General features: G+C 66.1%; 11 protein-coding genes and 6 pseudogenes. 8 read left to right on the top strand and 9 right to left on the bottom strand.

What is annotated here, in order from left to right; translation table 11 throughout:
- Positions 1–39 precede the first annotated feature (39 nt).
- Together MKCMC460_RS17165 and MKCMC460_RS17160 are read right to left on the bottom strand one after the other, a co-directional pair.
- A pseudogene (locus MKCMC460_RS17165) lies at positions 40–174 on the bottom strand (IS3 family transposase); the annotation flags it as partial.
- 99 nt (positions 175–273) lie between these two features.
- The gene (locus tag MKCMC460_RS17160) at positions 274–1,518 is read right to left on the bottom strand and encodes an IS701 family transposase (protein WP_044544439.1); all 1,245 of its coding nucleotides are present in this window, start codon (positions 1,516–1,518) and stop codon (positions 274–276) included.
- A 71-nt stretch (positions 1,519–1,589) separates the two neighbouring features.
- Here MKCMC460_RS17160 and MKCMC460_RS17155 point away from each other — a divergent pair, with 71 nt between their 5' ends.
- From MKCMC460_RS17155 to MKCMC460_RS17140, 4 genes are all read left to right on the top strand, one after another.
- Positions 1,590–1,907: a DUF5372 family protein gene (locus tag MKCMC460_RS17155; RefSeq protein ID WP_255731185.1), complete on the top strand. Its 318-nt coding sequence runs from the start codon at positions 1,590–1,592 to the stop codon at positions 1,905–1,907.
- Between the two features lie 188 nt (positions 1,908–2,095).
- Positions 2,096–2,575, top strand: a complete 480-nt coding sequence (locus tag MKCMC460_RS17150) for a helix-turn-helix domain-containing protein (protein WP_236982954.1) — start codon at positions 2,096–2,098, stop codon at positions 2,573–2,575.
- A complete protein-coding gene (locus MKCMC460_RS17145; protein WP_236982955.1) occupies positions 2,559–2,852 on the top strand; it encodes a hypothetical protein in 294 nt (97 codons plus the stop codon). Before MKCMC460_RS17150 ends, MKCMC460_RS17145 begins: the two co-directional genes overlap by 17 nt.
- 6 nt (positions 2,853–2,858) lie before the next feature.
- Complete coding sequence (locus MKCMC460_RS17140; protein WP_238304603.1) at positions 2,859–4,937, top strand: recombinase family protein; 2,079 nt, start codon at positions 2,859–2,861, stop codon at positions 4,935–4,937.
- A gap of 9 nt (positions 4,938–4,946) precedes the next feature.
- On the opposite strand, the pseudogene MKCMC460_RS17135 reads toward MKCMC460_RS17140, so the two are convergent.
- Positions 4,947–5,335, bottom strand: a pseudogene (locus MKCMC460_RS17135) (hypothetical protein); the annotation flags it as partial.
- 177 nt (positions 5,336–5,512) lie between these two features.
- Positions 5,513–6,670, bottom strand: a complete 1,158-nt coding sequence (locus tag MKCMC460_RS17130; protein ID WP_238304601.1) for an esterase family protein — start codon at positions 6,668–6,670, stop codon at positions 5,513–5,515.
- Between the two features lie 324 nt (positions 6,671–6,994).
- On the opposite strand from MKCMC460_RS17130, the gene MKCMC460_RS17125 reads away from it, so the two are divergent.
- The gene (locus MKCMC460_RS17125; RefSeq protein WP_236982957.1) at positions 6,995–7,219 is read left to right on the top strand and encodes a hypothetical protein; all 225 of its coding nucleotides are present in this window, start codon (positions 6,995–6,997) and stop codon (positions 7,217–7,219) included.
- A gap of 491 nt (positions 7,220–7,710) precedes the next feature.
- On the opposite strand, the gene MKCMC460_RS17120 is transcribed toward MKCMC460_RS17125, so the two are convergent.
- The 5 genes and pseudogenes from MKCMC460_RS17120 to MKCMC460_RS17100 all read right to left on the bottom strand — a co-directional run bounded on the left by MKCMC460_RS17120 (position 7,711) and on the right by MKCMC460_RS17100 (position 13,068).
- Entirely contained in the window at positions 7,711–8,496 is a 786-nt protein-coding gene (locus MKCMC460_RS17120; RefSeq protein ID WP_236982959.1) for an FHA domain-containing protein, read from the bottom strand.
- A gap of 700 nt (positions 8,497–9,196) precedes the next feature.
- Positions 9,197–9,616: a universal stress protein gene (locus MKCMC460_RS17115; RefSeq protein ID WP_238304599.1), complete on the bottom strand. Its 420-nt coding sequence runs from the start codon at positions 9,614–9,616 to the stop codon at positions 9,197–9,199.
- A 277-nt stretch (positions 9,617–9,893) separates the two neighbouring features.
- Entirely contained in the window at positions 9,894–10,820 is a 927-nt protein-coding gene (locus tag MKCMC460_RS17110; RefSeq protein ID WP_065136418.1) for a cation diffusion facilitator family transporter, read from the bottom strand.
- Between the two features lie 739 nt (positions 10,821–11,559).
- A pseudogene (locus MKCMC460_RS17105) lies at positions 11,560–12,726 on the bottom strand (PPE family protein); the annotation flags it as partial.
- A gap of 14 nt (positions 12,727–12,740) precedes the next feature.
- Positions 12,741–13,068, bottom strand: a pseudogene (locus MKCMC460_RS17100) (PE family protein).
- Here MKCMC460_RS17100 and MKCMC460_RS17095 point away from each other — a divergent pair.
- The 3 genes and pseudogenes from MKCMC460_RS17095 (at position 12,962) to MKCMC460_RS17085 (ending at position 15,857) form a co-directional block, all read left to right on the top strand.
- Positions 12,962–13,588, top strand: coding sequence for a hypothetical protein (locus MKCMC460_RS17095; RefSeq protein WP_236982963.1), 627 nt, complete (start codon positions 12,962–12,964; stop codon positions 13,586–13,588). The pseudogene MKCMC460_RS17100 and the gene MKCMC460_RS17095 sit on opposite strands and share 107 nt — an antisense overlap.
- A gap of 49 nt (positions 13,589–13,637) precedes the next feature.
- Positions 13,638–15,049: pseudogene (locus MKCMC460_RS17090) on the top strand (DDE-type integrase/transposase/recombinase).
- A pseudogene (locus tag MKCMC460_RS17085) lies at positions 15,046–15,857 on the top strand (ExeA family protein). The pseudogenes MKCMC460_RS17090 and MKCMC460_RS17085 overlap by 4 nt, the downstream one beginning before the upstream one ends.
- The last annotated feature ends 75 nt before the right edge of the window (positions 15,858–15,932 follow it).

Genomic DNA, 15,932 nt, shown 5'->3' with positions numbered 1-15,932 from the left:
CGCATCACAGAAGACACGCCGAGGATCACCCGCATATCCAAACCAGGCGACGTAGTCGGCGGTGATGTACTCGACATCGCCCAGTGCGTTCAGCGGGCCGCGGCGAAACGGCGAATCCGCCCGGATGCACTCGTTCTTGTAGAGTCCGATCGTGGTCTCGGCCAACGCGTTATCCCGCGTCGTCAACTGCGCTTGATCCGGTAGGTGATCAGCGAATTGTTCGGGTGACGCACCCGTTTCATCCGTGGTTTGTACTGCAGCCGTAGATCGTGATCATTGGTTTTCTCGTCGTCGGTAGTGGGATTGGCGGGCTCGGTATTGGTGTTGTCGTCGCCATCGTGACCAGGCCAGCAGGCTGGTGATGGTGCGGTTTGTGGTCAGTAGTAGGGCGTCGAAGAGTCGGCGGAATTCGTTGACGGTCAACGTGATCAGCCCGGTGGGTGTGGGTGTGGTGTCGCGTTCGATTGCGGTGGCCACGGCCAGGAAGGCGTGGGCGAGCATGGCCAGGGTGGTCCAGCGGTGCCAGGATTTCCAGCGCCGGACCTGGTGCTGGTCGATTCCAACCAGGCCTTTGGCTGCTTGGAAGGATTCCTCGATGCGCCAACGCTGGCCGGCAACCTGCACCAGGGCGCGCAGCGGCACGGGTTTGGGGCTGTAGCAGCGTAGGTAGGCGTGCTCGCCGGTGGTGTCGTTGCGCCGGATCAGCAAATGGTGCACACCAGTATCGGTGTCGTCTTCGGCCAGCAGGCGAAACCAGGCCCAGGAATACAGCCGGGGACCGTGGGCTCCATCGCCGGCGGAGTGTTTCTGCCAGGCGTGTGCCGGTATCAGCGCCGGGAGGGCATCGACGCGGATCGCACCGGCGTGGGTGGGCACACGTCGGTTGGCCGCGACCCCCAGCACATAGCCCAGCCGGTGGCCGCGAACGGCCGCCCGCAGTTGGGGGTCGGCGCCATAAACTTCGTCGCCGGCCACCCACGCCGCAGGAACTTCGGCGGCCACAGCACGGTCGATCAGCGTGATAGCCAGGGCAGGCTTGGTAGCGAAACCCCGCTTATCAGAGGGGATTCCGGCATCAGCGCAGCGATCCGAGTCCTGGGTCCACGATTTGGGCAGATACAGCGCCCGATCGATCAGCGCGTGTCCACGCGGGGCGGCGTAGGTCAGATACACCGCGACTTGTGAGTTCTCGATACGCCCAGCCGTACCCGAGTATTGGCGTTGCACCCCGACACTGTGGGTGCCTTTCTTGATGTCGCCGGTCTCGTCAACGACCAGGATCGCGCCGCGATCACAGAAGGCGTCGATGACGTAATCACGCAGATCATCGCGCACGGCATCAGCATCCCAGCTGGCCCGTCCCAACAGGTGTTGCAGCCCATCGGGGGTGGCCGCACCGCGGTGCTCGGCGATGGTCCAGCAATTCTTTCTGTCCAACCCAGAGACCATCCCGGCCATCAGCTCACCGGCATGACGCAGCGGCTCATATCGGGCGAAACGCGGCGCGATCCGATCAATCACCGCTGAAAACTCAGACAACCACCGATCCAGGTCTACGCTATGAACCGCGGCGACCGCGGCCAATTCAGATGTCTTCACAAACTCCGAACAATGCCGCGGTCACCGCCCTGACCAGCGCAGACACGCCCAAACCACACCAACCACGATCTACGGCTGCAGTATTTGGTCGCGAGTTCGTGTTCCTTGCGGTTCGGCAGACGTGGTCGGAGGATCGGGTGTTCTTCCTCGACGGGGACGGCCGGCAGTTCTCGCTGCCAGTGGGCTGGACGGATGCGGCCGGGCCGGACGCGTTCGTCACGATGGCCACGGGTCGGTGCCCGTTCCGGTTCGCCGATCTGGTTGAACTGCGGCGGTTGATCGACGGCCTGTCCGACGACCGACTGTAAAGACGATTATGCCGCTATTGTTAATCAGATTATGCCGCCGGAGTTGTCGGCCCTCCACTTGGACTTGGCGTAATCGCGCCGTCACAGGTTGTATAAAGGCGATTTGGCTATGCCTCGGGCGTGTCGAACACCGATTCGGCCGCATAAGACGGCATAATCATGCTTACATCAAAGTTAGGGAGGTGGTTGTGGCGCGGAAGCGGGAGCCGGATGCGAAGGTGGCGGCGCTGGCCGAGACACGGACTCTGAATCCTCGCCCGGAGGCGGTGGAGGATGAACAGTTCGGGTCCTCAGAGTTCTTCGATGCCCGGGATGTGGTGCAGGTCAAATACGAGATGGTGCGGCGGGTGCGGGTCGACCGCGCGCCGGTCACGGCCGCGGCGGCTGCGTTCGGGTTCTCCCGGCCGTCGTACTACGAGGCCGCCGCAGCGGTGGACCGCGAGGGGCTGGGTGGGCTGGTGCCGGCCAAGCCCGGCCCGCGGCGCGCGCACAAGCTCACCGACGAGGTCATCGCGTATGTGCAGCAGCTACGCGAGCAGGATCCAGGCATGGTTTCGGCGCAGCTGGCCGCCGCGATCGCCGCGAAGTTTGCGATCAGCGTGCACCCGCGATCGGTGGAGCGGGCGCTGGCTCGCGCTGAAAGTTCCAAAAGTGGAGACGGGCAATGACATCGACGATACCGGCGGTGATGGATCCGACGTCGTGGACGGGTATGAGCAGCTGCGCCGCCGAGCGCTTTGCGGCGACACCGACGGATGGCGGCTGGGGCTGGCGGTGCTGCAGCAGCGCGGGGTCGCCGCATGGCTGCGGGTGCGGCAAACGAGCGTCCCGACGGTCTCGCCGCCCACGCCGGCCCGGGCTGGGTCGCCCATCGCCGGAAACGCCGACGCCGAACTGGTCGGGCTGCTGGCGTCGATGGCACTGGCTGTCGCGACGCGGGGATAACCGGCGGTGAGCGAGCAGACCGCGGCGAAGGTGACCGGTGCGCACCTGGCCCGCACCGCCTACCTGTATGTGCGCCAGTCCACGCTGCGCCAGGTGCTGACCAACACCGAATCCGCCACCCGCCAGTACGCGTTGCGGCAGAAGGCGATCGCGCTGGGCTGGGACGCCGAGCGGATCGTCACCATTGACACCGACCAGGGCCAGTCCGGCGCCTCGGCAGCCGACCGGGAAGGATTCCAGCGCCTGGTCGCCGAGGTCGGCATGGGCCGCGCCGGGATCGTGTTGGGCCTGGAGGTCTCCCGGCTGGCCCGCAACAACGCTGACTGGCACCGACTGCTGGAGATCTGCGCCATGGCCGCAACGCTGATCTGCGACGAGGACGGGCTCTATGACCCGACCGACTTCAACGACCGGCTGCTGCTGGGGCTCAAGGGCACCATGAGCGAGGCCGAACTGCACTTCATCCGGGCCCGCCTCATCGGCGGGCAACTGTCCAAGGCGCGCCGCGGCGAACTGCGCATGCCCCTGCCGGTCGGGCTAGTCTACGACCCTGCCGGGCGCATCGTGCTCGACCCCGATACCGGTGTGCAACAAGCCATCCGGCACGTGTTCACCCTGTTTGCCCGCACCGGCTCCGCACGCGCGATCGTGCAGCAGTTCAATGCCGACGGGCTGCTGTTCCCGGTGCGGGTACGCACCGGGGCCCACAAGGGTGAGCTGGCCTGGATGCCGCTGCAGCACTGGCGGGTGCTGCGCACCCTGCACAATCCCCGCTACGCCGGCGCGTTCGCTTACGGCCGCCGCCGCGAACGCATCAGCACCAACGGCAAGAAAACCTTCCGCTCCCTGCCGCGCGAGCAGTGGATCGCGCTGTTCCCCGACGCCCACCCCGGCTACATCAGCTGGCAGCAGTACGAAACCAACCAGCGGCTGCTGCTGGCCAACGCCACCGCGCACGGCCAAGACCGCGCCGCCGGCCCCGCCCGCGAGGGCACCGCACTGCTGCAGGGCCTGGCGATCTGCGGGCGCTGCGGACGGCGCATGACGGTGCGCTACCACACCCGCCGCGGCGTCGAGGTCCCCGACTACCAATGCATGAACCGCTGCATCCAAGACGGCACCGCCCGCTGCCAAACCATCCCCGGCGCAGTCATCGACGACGCCGTCGGCACCCTGCTGCTCGACACCCTCACCCCGCATGCGCTCGAGGTCGCCCTGACCGTGCAGGCCGAACTCGACAGCCGCGCCGCCGAAGCCGACGCGCTGCGCCGACAAGCCGTCGAACGCGCCCGCCACCGCGCCGACCTGGCCCGCCGCCGCTACCTGGCCGTCGACCCCGACAACCGGCTGGTCGCCGACAGCCTCGAAGCCGATTGGAACGACGCGCTACGCGCCCTACAGGCAGCCCGCGACGACTACGACCGCATCACCGCCGCCCCAACAGCCACCCTCACCGACCACGTGAAACAGCAAATCCATTCACTGGCAACCGATTTCCCCGCCCTCTGGGCCAACCCGCACACCCCCCAGCGCGACCGCAAACGCATGGCCCGCCTCCTGGTCAACGACGTCACCCTGCACAAGACCGATCGCATCCACCTGCACATACGTCTACGCGGCGGACAGACTCACAGCCTCGCCATTGCAATACCACCGACATCTTGGCAGGCCCGCCAGACCCGCCCCGACACCGTCGCAGCACTCGACCGGCTCCTGGACACCCACACCGACGCCGAGGCCGCCGAAGCGCTCAACGCCGCCGGACACCGCTCCGGCGAGAACAAGCCGTTCACCGCCGGCATCGTCGTTCACGTGCGCCACAAGTACGATTTGCCCAGCCACGCCGACCGGCTCCGCGCCCAAGGCCTGCTCACCGCAACCCAACTCGCCCAGCGCCTCGAAGTGCACCGCAGCACCGTCAAGAGCTGGACCAAGGCCGGGATCCTCAACTCCCACAAGGCAAACGACAAGAACGAACGGCTCTACGAACCACCCATCCCCGGACACCCCAACCTCACCGCCCGACAAGGCAGCCCGCTGAGAAAACGAGTTCCCACCCAACCCACAACAGGAGGTGCACTATGAAGCCAAGCCTTTGCTGGACGGTTCGATGATCCGGGCCAACACCAGATCGCGAAACACTTTGTCGCCCTTGGTTGCTGTCAACGGCAACCGAAAACTGACCAGCTGTCGGCAAGCCGCGCAGTGGTCAGTATTCAGTTGCCGCCGACAGTTGCTGACTCGAATCCCAGAATCCGATACGCCGAGCACAGCGCATCCCACAGGTGACGCATCTGCGAGGAGACAATCGGCAACGGCTCAGACCCCGGCGGCGCGACTACCCCCAGATCCAGAACGGCCTGCCCCGCTGCCAACCGCTCGGCCGCCGCGGCCTTCAACGCCGCCAGCCCCGCCTCGCCGTGGGCCGAACCGATGTGCTCGATCTGGCGCGACCCCCGCCGCGAGGACCACACGATCTGCACCGCCAGCGCGCCCGAGGCCGTCTTCACCGGTGCGGATATAGGCCACCAACGCAGACTACGACCCACAATTAGTGCGCAAATCCGCACCGCATCACCCCGAAAACAGCAGGTCAACGCGCCACAAAATCATGAACCATCAGAAGTGAGCCAAGTCAGGTTGCAGGTCGCAAAAGGGTGTTACTGGGTGAGCCCCATCGGGTGTCCGAGCCAGGCCAGTTCGCGGGCAAAAGCGGCCGAGAACGCGCGCCAGTCGTGCCCTCCCGGTACTTCGAGATAGGTAGTGTTCATTCCGGCCGACGTCGCGACGTCGTAGACCCTGCGGACCTCACTTTTGGTCTCGCGGTCATCAACGCCGATAACGATGGCCCCCGCGCTGGCGGGGTAGCGATGGTCGCGCAGCAGCTCAAGTGGGTTTATCCGACGAAACGCTGCCTGGTCCCCACCGAACGCCTCGGCCACTGTGCGGGCCCGGTCGCCCAGGGTAGGTTCGCCACCCCCGGCGATGTCGAGGAAGGTCGGGTACACCTCGGGGTAGTTAGTGGCCATCTGCAACGCGCAGGTTCCACCGTATGAGGCCCCGCCGATGGCCCACGCTCGCGGCTCGGTATCGACGGTCAAGTTGGCCCTGATCCAGGCCGGCACGTCGCGCGCAAGATAGGTAGCAGCGTTTCCTAGGCGCGAATCGGTGCACAGCGGGTTACGGAAGGGGCTTCCGGTGCCGTCGACTACTACCACCACCGGCGCCAGGCCGCGGTTGGCGTTGGCGAACGCATCCATGGTTTGCACAAGTCTTCCGCCGGCCAGCCAATCTTGCGGTCTTCCGGGCTGTCCGGGGACCAGAATCAGGACCGGCAGCTGAGGCCGCGGGTCAGCGAAGTATGCGGGCGGCAAATACAGTTGAGCGTTGCGGGCGGAGAATCCCGACACCAGTGCGGGGATCGGCGCCCAGGATAGTTTTCCGCGTGACGGCAGCCCGGGCGGCGGCAACCAATGCGCCGCGACCGGGCTCACATCGGCCAGCAGCCGCGGCCGAGTTGCGACGTCAGATATTGCGATGTAGTCGAAGCGGCGCATTTCCAGCGCGTCGGCCAGGGTGGGATAGGCGCCAAACATCATATTGATCTCGTTGACGCAGGCCGCCACGACCACGGCCGCTGAAATTATACCCGCGCCCGCGCGCCGCCGACCCGAAGGCGCAAACAACACACCAGCAATGACGATAACCATCGCGAACACCGCCGCGCTGGCCCACATGTAGATCGCCGGCTGCAGTCGGTCGGGAAACAACTTCCACACATTACGTACCAGATAGACGACGGTCGCTGTGGTAGCCACCGCAACGAGGAGGCACAATGCGAGTAGTACTGCCTTAGCCCGCCCACTGCGGCGCGCCCCCACCACCTGTGCCAGCAGCAACCCGGCAAGCCCGATAGCAGCGATACGCAGCGCGACCGGCAACACGCCGGAGAATAACGACCAGTTCAACATTACCGCGGTCCAATCCGCCACGACGAACGCGCCGGAGAATCGCCGTGGCCAGATGCGCGCAGGCCGAGATGCCCGGAGGTGGGGGTCGCAATGCCGTGAAGCCGCCCATCGCCTTCTGATCGATCCGACCTTGTTCTAGAAAGCCGGGCCCGTGACCGCATCAGCGCGGGAATGATCACGGCGGCGGCTAACGCAGACGCGGTTTCGCCGCCGATGATTTTCACCGGCGCGACGCCTTCGGTTTCGTGCGACTGGATGGAGGCGTTTGCCGCGTTGGCCATCGCAGATGTGGCCGCCGTGATCATCGCGAAAAAGGCACGGCGCGTCCGGTACCTGCAGGCGGTGGACATTGCGACGCTAGCGCGGCGATTTGCCGCGGACCGCCCTGATCGTTGACCACGCGCGCCATCACGATCCCAGCGTCGACCCAGTGGTGGGTCAACCACGGTTTGGTCGGCACTCGGAGCCGCAGAACCACATATCGATGCCCTCATCGCGGCCAGTCAATCATCCTCGCGCGTGATCTTGGGTAGTCAACGTCACGCCGCCAACACCGGGTGATCGGCCACGCCGCAACCGCGAGACCGGTGCGAACAGTTTGACCGCGGGATGGGTGGTTTGTCCGATCTTCCCTAAGATATTTACTCGAAAATCGGGTGTCCATGGAGGTCTTGCACGTCGGCTGCGGCAGAGGATGGCTGCGACGACCCAGAGGCTGAGCGAGCACCCTGGGTGCCACCGAATGGGTCCTCGCAACAAAAGGGTTGGACCAAAGTCCACACCCGGGAATGCCTGGTTTCTTTAGCGCGCTTTCCGTGCGAGTGGTTAGCAATCGAAGCCCGTTGATCGGTACCGAATCGCACGGCCACCACGAGTACGCCGACACGTTAGCGCCACCGCGGTAATGCGGTTCCCGCTGGCGGGCGTCGCTGCGGTCTTAGGGTGGCGCCCGTCACCACCAAGTTGGTCTTGCCGACGGTGACGTTGCCACCCTCGCGCAAGAGTGCGCGAGTTGCGGGTACGCCGTTGACGGACGTGGCGTTTGCGCTGTTCACGTCGCGTATTTCCAGACCCGCCGTGGTCGACTCCAACACCGCGTGTACGCGCGATGCGAAAGCGTCGTCGACAACGAGTTCATTGGTCACGTCGCGACCCACCGTTTCCGGCGCCACTAAGCTTTGTGGCGGCGGCGGGCCCATCGTGTGGGCGAGCCGGTCGACTTCTAGTTGTTCCCAACACGGCTGCGGCCGCGTGAATGGCGCCGTACTGGCAGCCTGAGCCCTGCCGTAGGTGATCGTCGGGGCAATCCGTTTGAGCGTGGGCAAGCTCGGCGGTATTGATGCTGCGAAGCGGTTGCCCACTCCGAAGGTTAGCCGCGGTCCTTGCGGACTTCCTAGCGTGACGGTTTGTCGGTCGCGGATGGCGAGCGGTCCGACGCGAACACCGCCGAGAAACACGCCGTACCGGCTGGTGTCGACCACTCGCCACTGCGTGCCGTCGAATCGCAGAATCGCGTGGATGCGCGAAACCAGCTGACGAACAGCTGGTTGGCCGTCATGCAGCCAGATGTCGCAATCGCGGTGGCGACCAACGGTGACCTCACCGCAATAAAAGGTGTACATCGCCGAGGCAAGCCAGACGGTCAGCGGCGGTAGTAGTTTTCCCTCGCTCACTATTTGCCCTCCAGGCGCGCTACGGCGATCAGCCCAGTGGCATTCGGCACACCGGAAGTCGGCTGGATCATAGGGTCGGCCGCCGTGATGCGATACGCGTGCCCGGCTGCGATCGGCACGTATCTACAACTATGATTCGCCAGTGCCCATTTTCGCCAGTTCCCATCGGTGAGCCGTGATGGGCCGGAATGGTCCGGGTGGGGGAGTAGCCAAGCAGTAGTGGACTTCGTTGCACGCCCATTGCTGACGCTGCATTGCTGGAAGAACGAGCAATTGCGGCGGAACGGCATAACTGTGGGCTGTTGTCAGTTGAAGTGAGAGTTTCCACCCAAAGGCCTGGTCGGCATATAGGAGAGACCGTCCAGGACCCCGAGTTCTATTTCTTTGTCGAGGGCAGGGCTGCCAGGTGCATGTGGTTCCCGACAGTCGCCCCTGCAGGCAAGGACACCGAAGGATGGGGTTTCAGTGGCGATTGCCGGCGCAAACCCGAGAAGGCAAGAGACGATCAGTGCTCCGTTGATAATGGTTTTCGCAATCATTGAATAAGTTCCCCTCGGATGAGCCATCGTGTACTACTGTAGTCAAATTCTGCCGACATCGGTGCCATACGCAAGTTGACGGTCACTTACGTTGCCAAACCGTTGAACACCGAGTCACGGGCCATGTTGCGTTGCATCGCGGTGTAGGGGGGCCCGCGTCATTATCGGATGATCACGACAGGGCACGGGGCGTGCTGGGCGCATTGGGTGCTTACCGAACCTAGCAATAGACCTGTGAACCCGCCACGGCCGCGGGAACCCACGACCAGCAGGTCGGCGTCGCGTGCCGCCGCGGTCAGCGCCCGCACCGGGGATGCCTCCTCGACGACGCGCTCCACGGCGTCGGCGTCAGCTCCCAACGCTGCACGAACAGCGGTCTGAGATAACTGCTCGGCCTCCTGCTGCAACGCGCCATGGGCGGCTTGGGCGGCGAGGTGGGCGATCTCGCCGCCCTGGAAAGGAAACGTCCAAGCATAGACGGCCCGCACCACCGCCCCGCGCAGGCGCGCTTCATCCAGGGCCCAACGCAGCGCCTTGCCGGATGCGGGGGAGCCGTCGATTCCAACGACGATGGCGGCCATAGCACCTCAATTCGTTTTGTTTCGTCTTGTTCGGTTAATGATGCCGGGTGGGGTAGACAAGTGTCCGACTGTTCGGTGCCACCCCATGGCTTTGGTGCTCGCCTCGTGTCCGTGGCGGGTGTAATCATGAGCCACTGTGACGAGGTGTCAACACGCCCTCTGTAGTCGATTGGTGAAGACACATCGACCGCGCTGCCCTCCCGCGCCTTCACCACCCTCCTACCGCTCGCGGCCAAGCGCTGCCATGTCAACCCACCACTCCGACACGATGTCCGTATCAGTCCGGCTGTTCTGGGGAGCGGTGAACCGGTCCGTGCGGTGCGGCGCAATGCTCGTCGCGGCCCTGACCGCCGGCTGCGGCCGCGCCCGCGTGGTCGACCTGCAAGGTGGTGTGGTCGAGGTGATACTCGGCGAGCAGGAGGTTTTCAATGGCATCTCGCGTAGCGTGGCAGTCGACATCGCCGACCAGCACGTGCGCCGACAGCGACAACTGACCCGACGTAATTTGCCAAACGTGCAGATCGTGCACCTCAATGACTGTGTCGATGGCAGCGATGCGCTGCCCGATGACCCTCGGATCCGCCTCAGCAGGGGCCGCTTCTAAAAAGATGCGGCCCGACTCGCGCACCAGCGTCCACCCGGCGCGCGCCATCAACGCCGCTACCAGCAGCGCGGCGATTGCGTCCGCACGGGCAAATCCAGTGACCCACACCACCGCACCAGCGATCGCGGTTCCGATAAACGCATACAGGTCGTTGAGAATGTGTTGGAACGCCCCCTGGACGTTGAGGCTGCTGCGGTTGGCGCGGCTAATACTCCACGCCGCCGCAATATTGATCACGATCCCCACCAGGGCGGTGAACAGCACCAACGGTCCCGAGACCTGTGGTGGGTCGATCAACCGGCGCACCGATTCGTAGACAAACCAGACCGCCAGCAGCAACAACGTGATCCCGTTGGCCTGCGCCGAGAGAATCTCCACCCGTTTGAAACCGTAGGTGTATCGGCCCTCGGCGGGCCGCGCGGCCAGCCGGATGGCCACCAAGGCCAGCACAATCGAGCCCGCATCGGTGAGCATGTGGCCGGCGTCGGAGATCAACGCCAACGAATGCGCCAGCACACCGACGACCACCTCGGCGGCCATGAACCCGACAATCAACACCAACGCGATGGCCAGCCACCGCCGATCCGCGTCCGCGGACACCTCATGGCTGTGAACGTGCCCGTCCTCATGTCCCACGCTGCAGAACCCTCCACCCGTTCGGCTCGTTCGCGTCTGCCACCGTGGTGGCGTTGCGTCTGGTCACGGGGAGGACGCGACAGATTTCGGATCACGAACCCCCGATACAAACATTAGCTCATATGCATGTGCGAATACTAGGAGTCCTCGCCGTCGTTCCAGTCCCGCGCCGAGCTCGCTACGCCTGCCGCCGGCCGCGCGACTCGACATTGACTCCCTGACTAGTCAAACTCCGGATCGGCCGGGCACCCCGGCGCGGCATTGCGGCCATCCGAGGGATATCGCCGTGGGCTTGGCCTCAGAAAGAAGGCAGACCGGTCCGAATCGGACAACGTTGTCGAGGACCAGACGGCGATTCCCCTCGATCATGCCGTAGTCGGCGTGTCCTGCGACGTTACCGGCGTCGGTCTCAGAATGCCGAATCCCGTTGCGCAACGGCTGCGGATGCATGTTTAGCTGCTCGGCGCCGCCGCCGGGTCACCGGCCTGGGATTCGACTACCGATATATCCACAACGCACGTCCCGATTCATCGGCACCGACACGCTCACGCGACTCGGCCACGCACTTGCCCGTTCCCACCGAGACGTCGGCTTGTATTGTTCTCCGATTTGCAGGATCAAGCCTCCCTCGCGACTTCCGCGAAAGCGGGAAGCCGGGCGCTGCCGATGCCGTTAGCCGATGGTCGCTGGTGGTACCACCGTCAGGCGGGGCATGAACCGGGGGATCAGGGCCGACGGTATTGCCCATGTTGCCTCCGGTGCGCTCGGCCGTGCCCGCCAGCGGCGCGCCCAGCAGGCTGGGCGGATCGCTTCCCGTGGCTGCCGGGGCGGCACCCGAACTGATCTCGGGCAGTGTCGCCGCCGCGGGGCTGACCGCCGGCGCCGCCGCGACCCAGGTCTGCGGCACCGACAACGCACCGACCGCGGCCGCGCGACCCACCCCCGCTGAACCCGCTGCTCCGCTCAGTCCTGCCGAGCCAAAGGACCCCAGTGCGCCCGGACCGAGCCCGCTGGCCAGGCCCGATCCCGAAGCCGTATCGGTGGCCGCGCTAATCCCCGGCATCAACGACTTCACCTGGTTCGCATTCGAGAGCAGCGCACTGGAAATCTACCCGATCCGGCTTGTATTGGACAAGACCGGATTGACGGTACTCAGCGACGAACCCAGCGACGCCAGCGACGGTGTGGACCCGGTGGACGATGCGGACGACAGCGGCGAGGCGAGCTGCTGCAGCGCCGTGGGCACCGTGGCGATCACCTGGGACAGGACCGCCTGGGTGTTGGTGCTGGCGGCGGTGCCGGTGGCTTGGGCGACCGCGGCGCCTTGCGCGGCCAGCCCGGCCGGGTTGGTAGTGGGCTGCGGCGGGCTGAACGGGGTCAATGTCGCAGCACTCGCCGAGGCGCCGGCGTAGCCATACATCGCGGCGGCATCTTGGGCCCACATCGCCGCGTAGTGGGCTTCGGTGGCCGCGATCGCCGGCGTGTTTTGCCCGAGCATGTTGGTGGCGATCAGCGACGTCAGCAGGCTGCGGTTGGCCGCGATCGCCGGCGCCGGCACCGTCATCGCAAATGCCGCCTCATAGGCGGTGGCCGCGGCCCTGGCCTGGGTGCCCGTCTGTTCAGCCGGGGCGGCGGTGGTGGTCATCCACGCCACGTAGGGGGCGGCCGCAGCGGCCATTGACACCGACGCCGGTCCCAGCCACGGCCCACCGGTCAGACCTGCGATCACCGAGCGGTAGAAGCTGGCCGCGGAACCCAATTCGGCGGCCAGCCCGTCCCAGGCCGCCGCAGCGGCCAGCATCGACCCCGAGCCGGGACCGGCATACATTCGCGCGGAGTTGAGCTCCGGCGGTAGCGCCCCGAAATCCATTGCTGCACTTCTCCTTAGCCCGCTGCGGCCGCGTTGGCGGCCTCGGTGGCCGCATACGCGCCAGCACTGGCGCCCATCGCGACAGTGAATTGGTCATGCATCGCCGCGGCGTGGGCGCTGACCTCCTGGTAGAGGCTCGCGTGCGCGGCGAACTGCGTCGCGGTCAGCGCCGACACCGCGTCAGGTGTCTCTGGCAGGAGCTGCGGGAGGGCCGTCTGTTGCGCTTGGAGGCGCAGTGGTCACCGTAGAGACGGATGTCGATCGAGTCGAGCGCAGGTTGGCCGCGGGTGAGTTGAGCTGCCCGGCGTGTGGTGGGGTGCTGGCGGGTTGGGGGCGGGCCAGGCCGCGAGAGCTTCGAGGTGCGGACGGGCCGGTGTGGTTGTGTCCTCGCCGGTCGCGGTGCACCGGCTGTGGGGTGACGCATGTGTTGTTGCCTTTGACGGTGCTGCTGCGCCGCGCCGATGTGGGTGCGGTGATCGTGGCGGCGTTGGTGGCCAGGGCGGTGCGCCGGGTGGGTTTTCGTCGGATCGCCGCCGAGCTGTCGCGCCCGCCGGAGACGGTGCGGGGCTGGCTGCGTCGCTTCGGTGCGCGGGCCGAAGCGGTGCGGTCGGTGTTCACGGTGTGGCTGCGTGCGGTGGATGCCGACCCGGTTATGCCTGAGGCTGCCGGGGGCGGGTTCGCAGACGCGATGACGGCGATCGCCGCGCTCGCCGCGGCCATTGGGCGCCGGTTCGTGGTGTCTGAGGTGTCGCTGGCCGAGGCCGCGGTGGCGGTGTCAGGTGGGCGGTTGTTGGCGCCGGGCTGGCCCGAGAGGCCAGTGCAACACGAGTCGACCCTGCCGCTGGTGCCGATCACGCCGTAAACCTTTCCGCTGTCATGTGTTTGAAAAGACAGCTAAGGGAGGACCGCCGGTGGTCGGGGATGATGAGGTGAAGGTGCGGGCCGAGCGGGCCCGGGCGATCGGGCTTTTCCGGTACCAGTTGATCCGGGAGGCCGCCGATGCGGCGCATTCCACTAAACAACGCGGCAAGATGGTGCGCGAGCTGGCATCGCGCGAGCACACCGACCCGTTCGGGCAGCGGGTGCGCATCAGCCGCCAGAGTATTGATCGCTGGATCCGCGACTGGCGTGCCGGCGGGTTCGACGCGCTGGTGCCCAACGCGCGTCAGTGCACCCCGCGCACCCCGGCCGAGGTGCTGGAGCTGGCGGTGGCACTGCGGCGGGAGAATCCGCAGCGCACCGCCGCGGCGATCCGCCGGATCCTGCGGACCCAGCTGGGCTGGGCACCCGACGAACGCACCCTGCAACGCAACTTCCACCGGCTCGGCCTCACCGTCGCAACGGCCGGGTCGGCGCCGGTGTTCGGGCGGTTCGAGGCCGAACACCCCCACGACCTGTGGACTGGGGATGCGTTGCACGGCATACGAATTGCTGCCCGCAAGACGTACTTGTTCGCGTTTTTGGACGATCATTCCCGCTGCTGCCCGGCTACCGGTGGGGCTATGCCGGGGACACGGTGCGACTGGCCGCCGCGCTGCGCCCAGCGCTGGCCTCCCGCGGTGTCCCCAAGGCGATCTACGTCGACCGCGGCTCAGCGTTCGTCGATGCGTGGCTGTTACGCGCGTGCGCTAAACTTGGTGTGCGCCTTGTTCATTCGACGCCATACCGGCCGGAGGGCCGGGGCAAGATAGAACGGTTTTTCAGGACCGTGCGCGATCAGTTTTTGGTTGAGATCACCGGCGAACCCGACACTATCGGCCGCCATCATGTGACCGACCTGGACGAGTTGAATCGGCTTCTCGCGGCCTGGACCGAAACGGTCTATCACCGCACGATCCATTCCGAAACCGGGCAAACCCCGCTGCAGCGCTGGTGCGCCCCTGGGCCGGTCGCCCTGCCCGCCCCCGAAGCGCTCACCGAGGCGTTCCTGTGGGAGGCGCACCGGCGCGTGAGCAAGACCGCCACCGTGGCACTACAAGGCAATTCCTATGAAGTCGACCCGGCACTGGTCGGACGCAAGGTCGAGTTGGTGTTCGACCCGTTCGACCTGACCCGCATCGAGGTCCGCCTGGCGGGCGTGCCGATGGGGCTGGCGATCCCGCACCACATCAGCCGCCATTCCCATCCCAAGGCCAAACCCGAAACCCCCACCGCGCCAACCCAACCGTCCGGGATCGACTACGCGCAGCTGATCGAGACCGCGCACGCGGCCGAACTGGCCCGCGGCGTCAACTACGCCGCCCTCACCGCAGCCGCCGAGGCCAGCGGGGAGATCCCCGGACAGCTCGACCTGCTCACCGGCCAGGAGGCCCAACCGAAATGATGCCCAACCTGATCTCCTACTTTGGCTTTTCCCGCACGCCTTTTGGCCGCGATCTGGCCCGGGGATGTTGCACCGCCACAGCGCCCACAACGAAGCAGTCGCCCGCATCGGCTGGTGCATCGCCGAACGGCGCATCGGTGTGATCACCGGCGAAGTCGGCGCAGGCAAGACCGTGGCCGTGCGTGCCGCGCTGGCCGCCCTGGACCGCAGCCGCCACAGCATCATCTACCTGCCCGACCCCACCGTCGGCGTGCGCGGCATCCACCACCGCATCGTCGCCTCCCTGGGCGGCCAACCCCTGACCCACCACGCCACCCTGGCTCCCCAAGCCGCCGACGCACTGGCCGCCGAACACGCCGAAAGGGGAAGAGTCGCCACCGTCGTGGTCGAGGAGGCCCACCTCCTCGGCCACGACCAATTAGAGGCCATCCGCTTGCTCACCAACCACGATCTCGATTCGTCGAGCCCGTTCGCCTGCCTGCTCGTCGGCCAACCCACCCTGCGGTGGCGGATGAAACTCGGCGTGCTCTCCGCGCTCGACCAGCGCATCGGGCTGCGCTACACGATGCCGCCCATGACCGACAAAGAAACCACCAGCTACCTACGCCACCACCTCAAGCTGGCCGGACGCGACGACACACTGTTCTCCGACGACGCCGTCGGCTTGATCCACCAGACCAGCCGCGGCTACCCCCGCGCGGTCAACAACCTCGCACTCCAAGCCCTCGTCGCCGCGTTCGGCGCCAACAAAGCCATCGTCGACGAATCCTCCACCCGCACCGCCGTCGCCGAAGTCACGGCAGACTAGACACCAACCCGACACCCTGAACACCACCGACCCCGCCGGACATCGCCCGGCGGGGTCATTTCATGCCCCCACATC

The sequence above is a fragment of the Mycobacterium sp. 20KCMC460 genome, from assembly GCF_022179425.1.
Taxonomy (GTDB): domain Bacteria; phylum Actinomycetota; class Actinomycetes; order Mycobacteriales; family Mycobacteriaceae; genus Mycobacterium; species Mycobacterium kiyosense.
Note: the sequence above shows the minus strand (reverse complement) of the source record. Positions and strands in the feature narration are given on the sequence as shown.

Coding starts and splice junctions, on each gene's coding strand:
- MKCMC460_RS17115 (WP_238304599.1), bottom strand. CDS start 9,616: ATGGCCGCCATCGTCGTTGGAATCGACGGCTCCCCCGCATCCGGCAAG.
- MKCMC460_RS17155 (WP_255731185.1), top strand. CDS start 1,590: ATGTCTTCACAAACTCCGAACAATGCCGCGGTCACCGCCCTGACCAGC.
- MKCMC460_RS17125 (WP_236982957.1), top strand. CDS start 6,995: ATGATCACGGCGGCGGCTAACGCAGACGCGGTTTCGCCGCCGATGATT.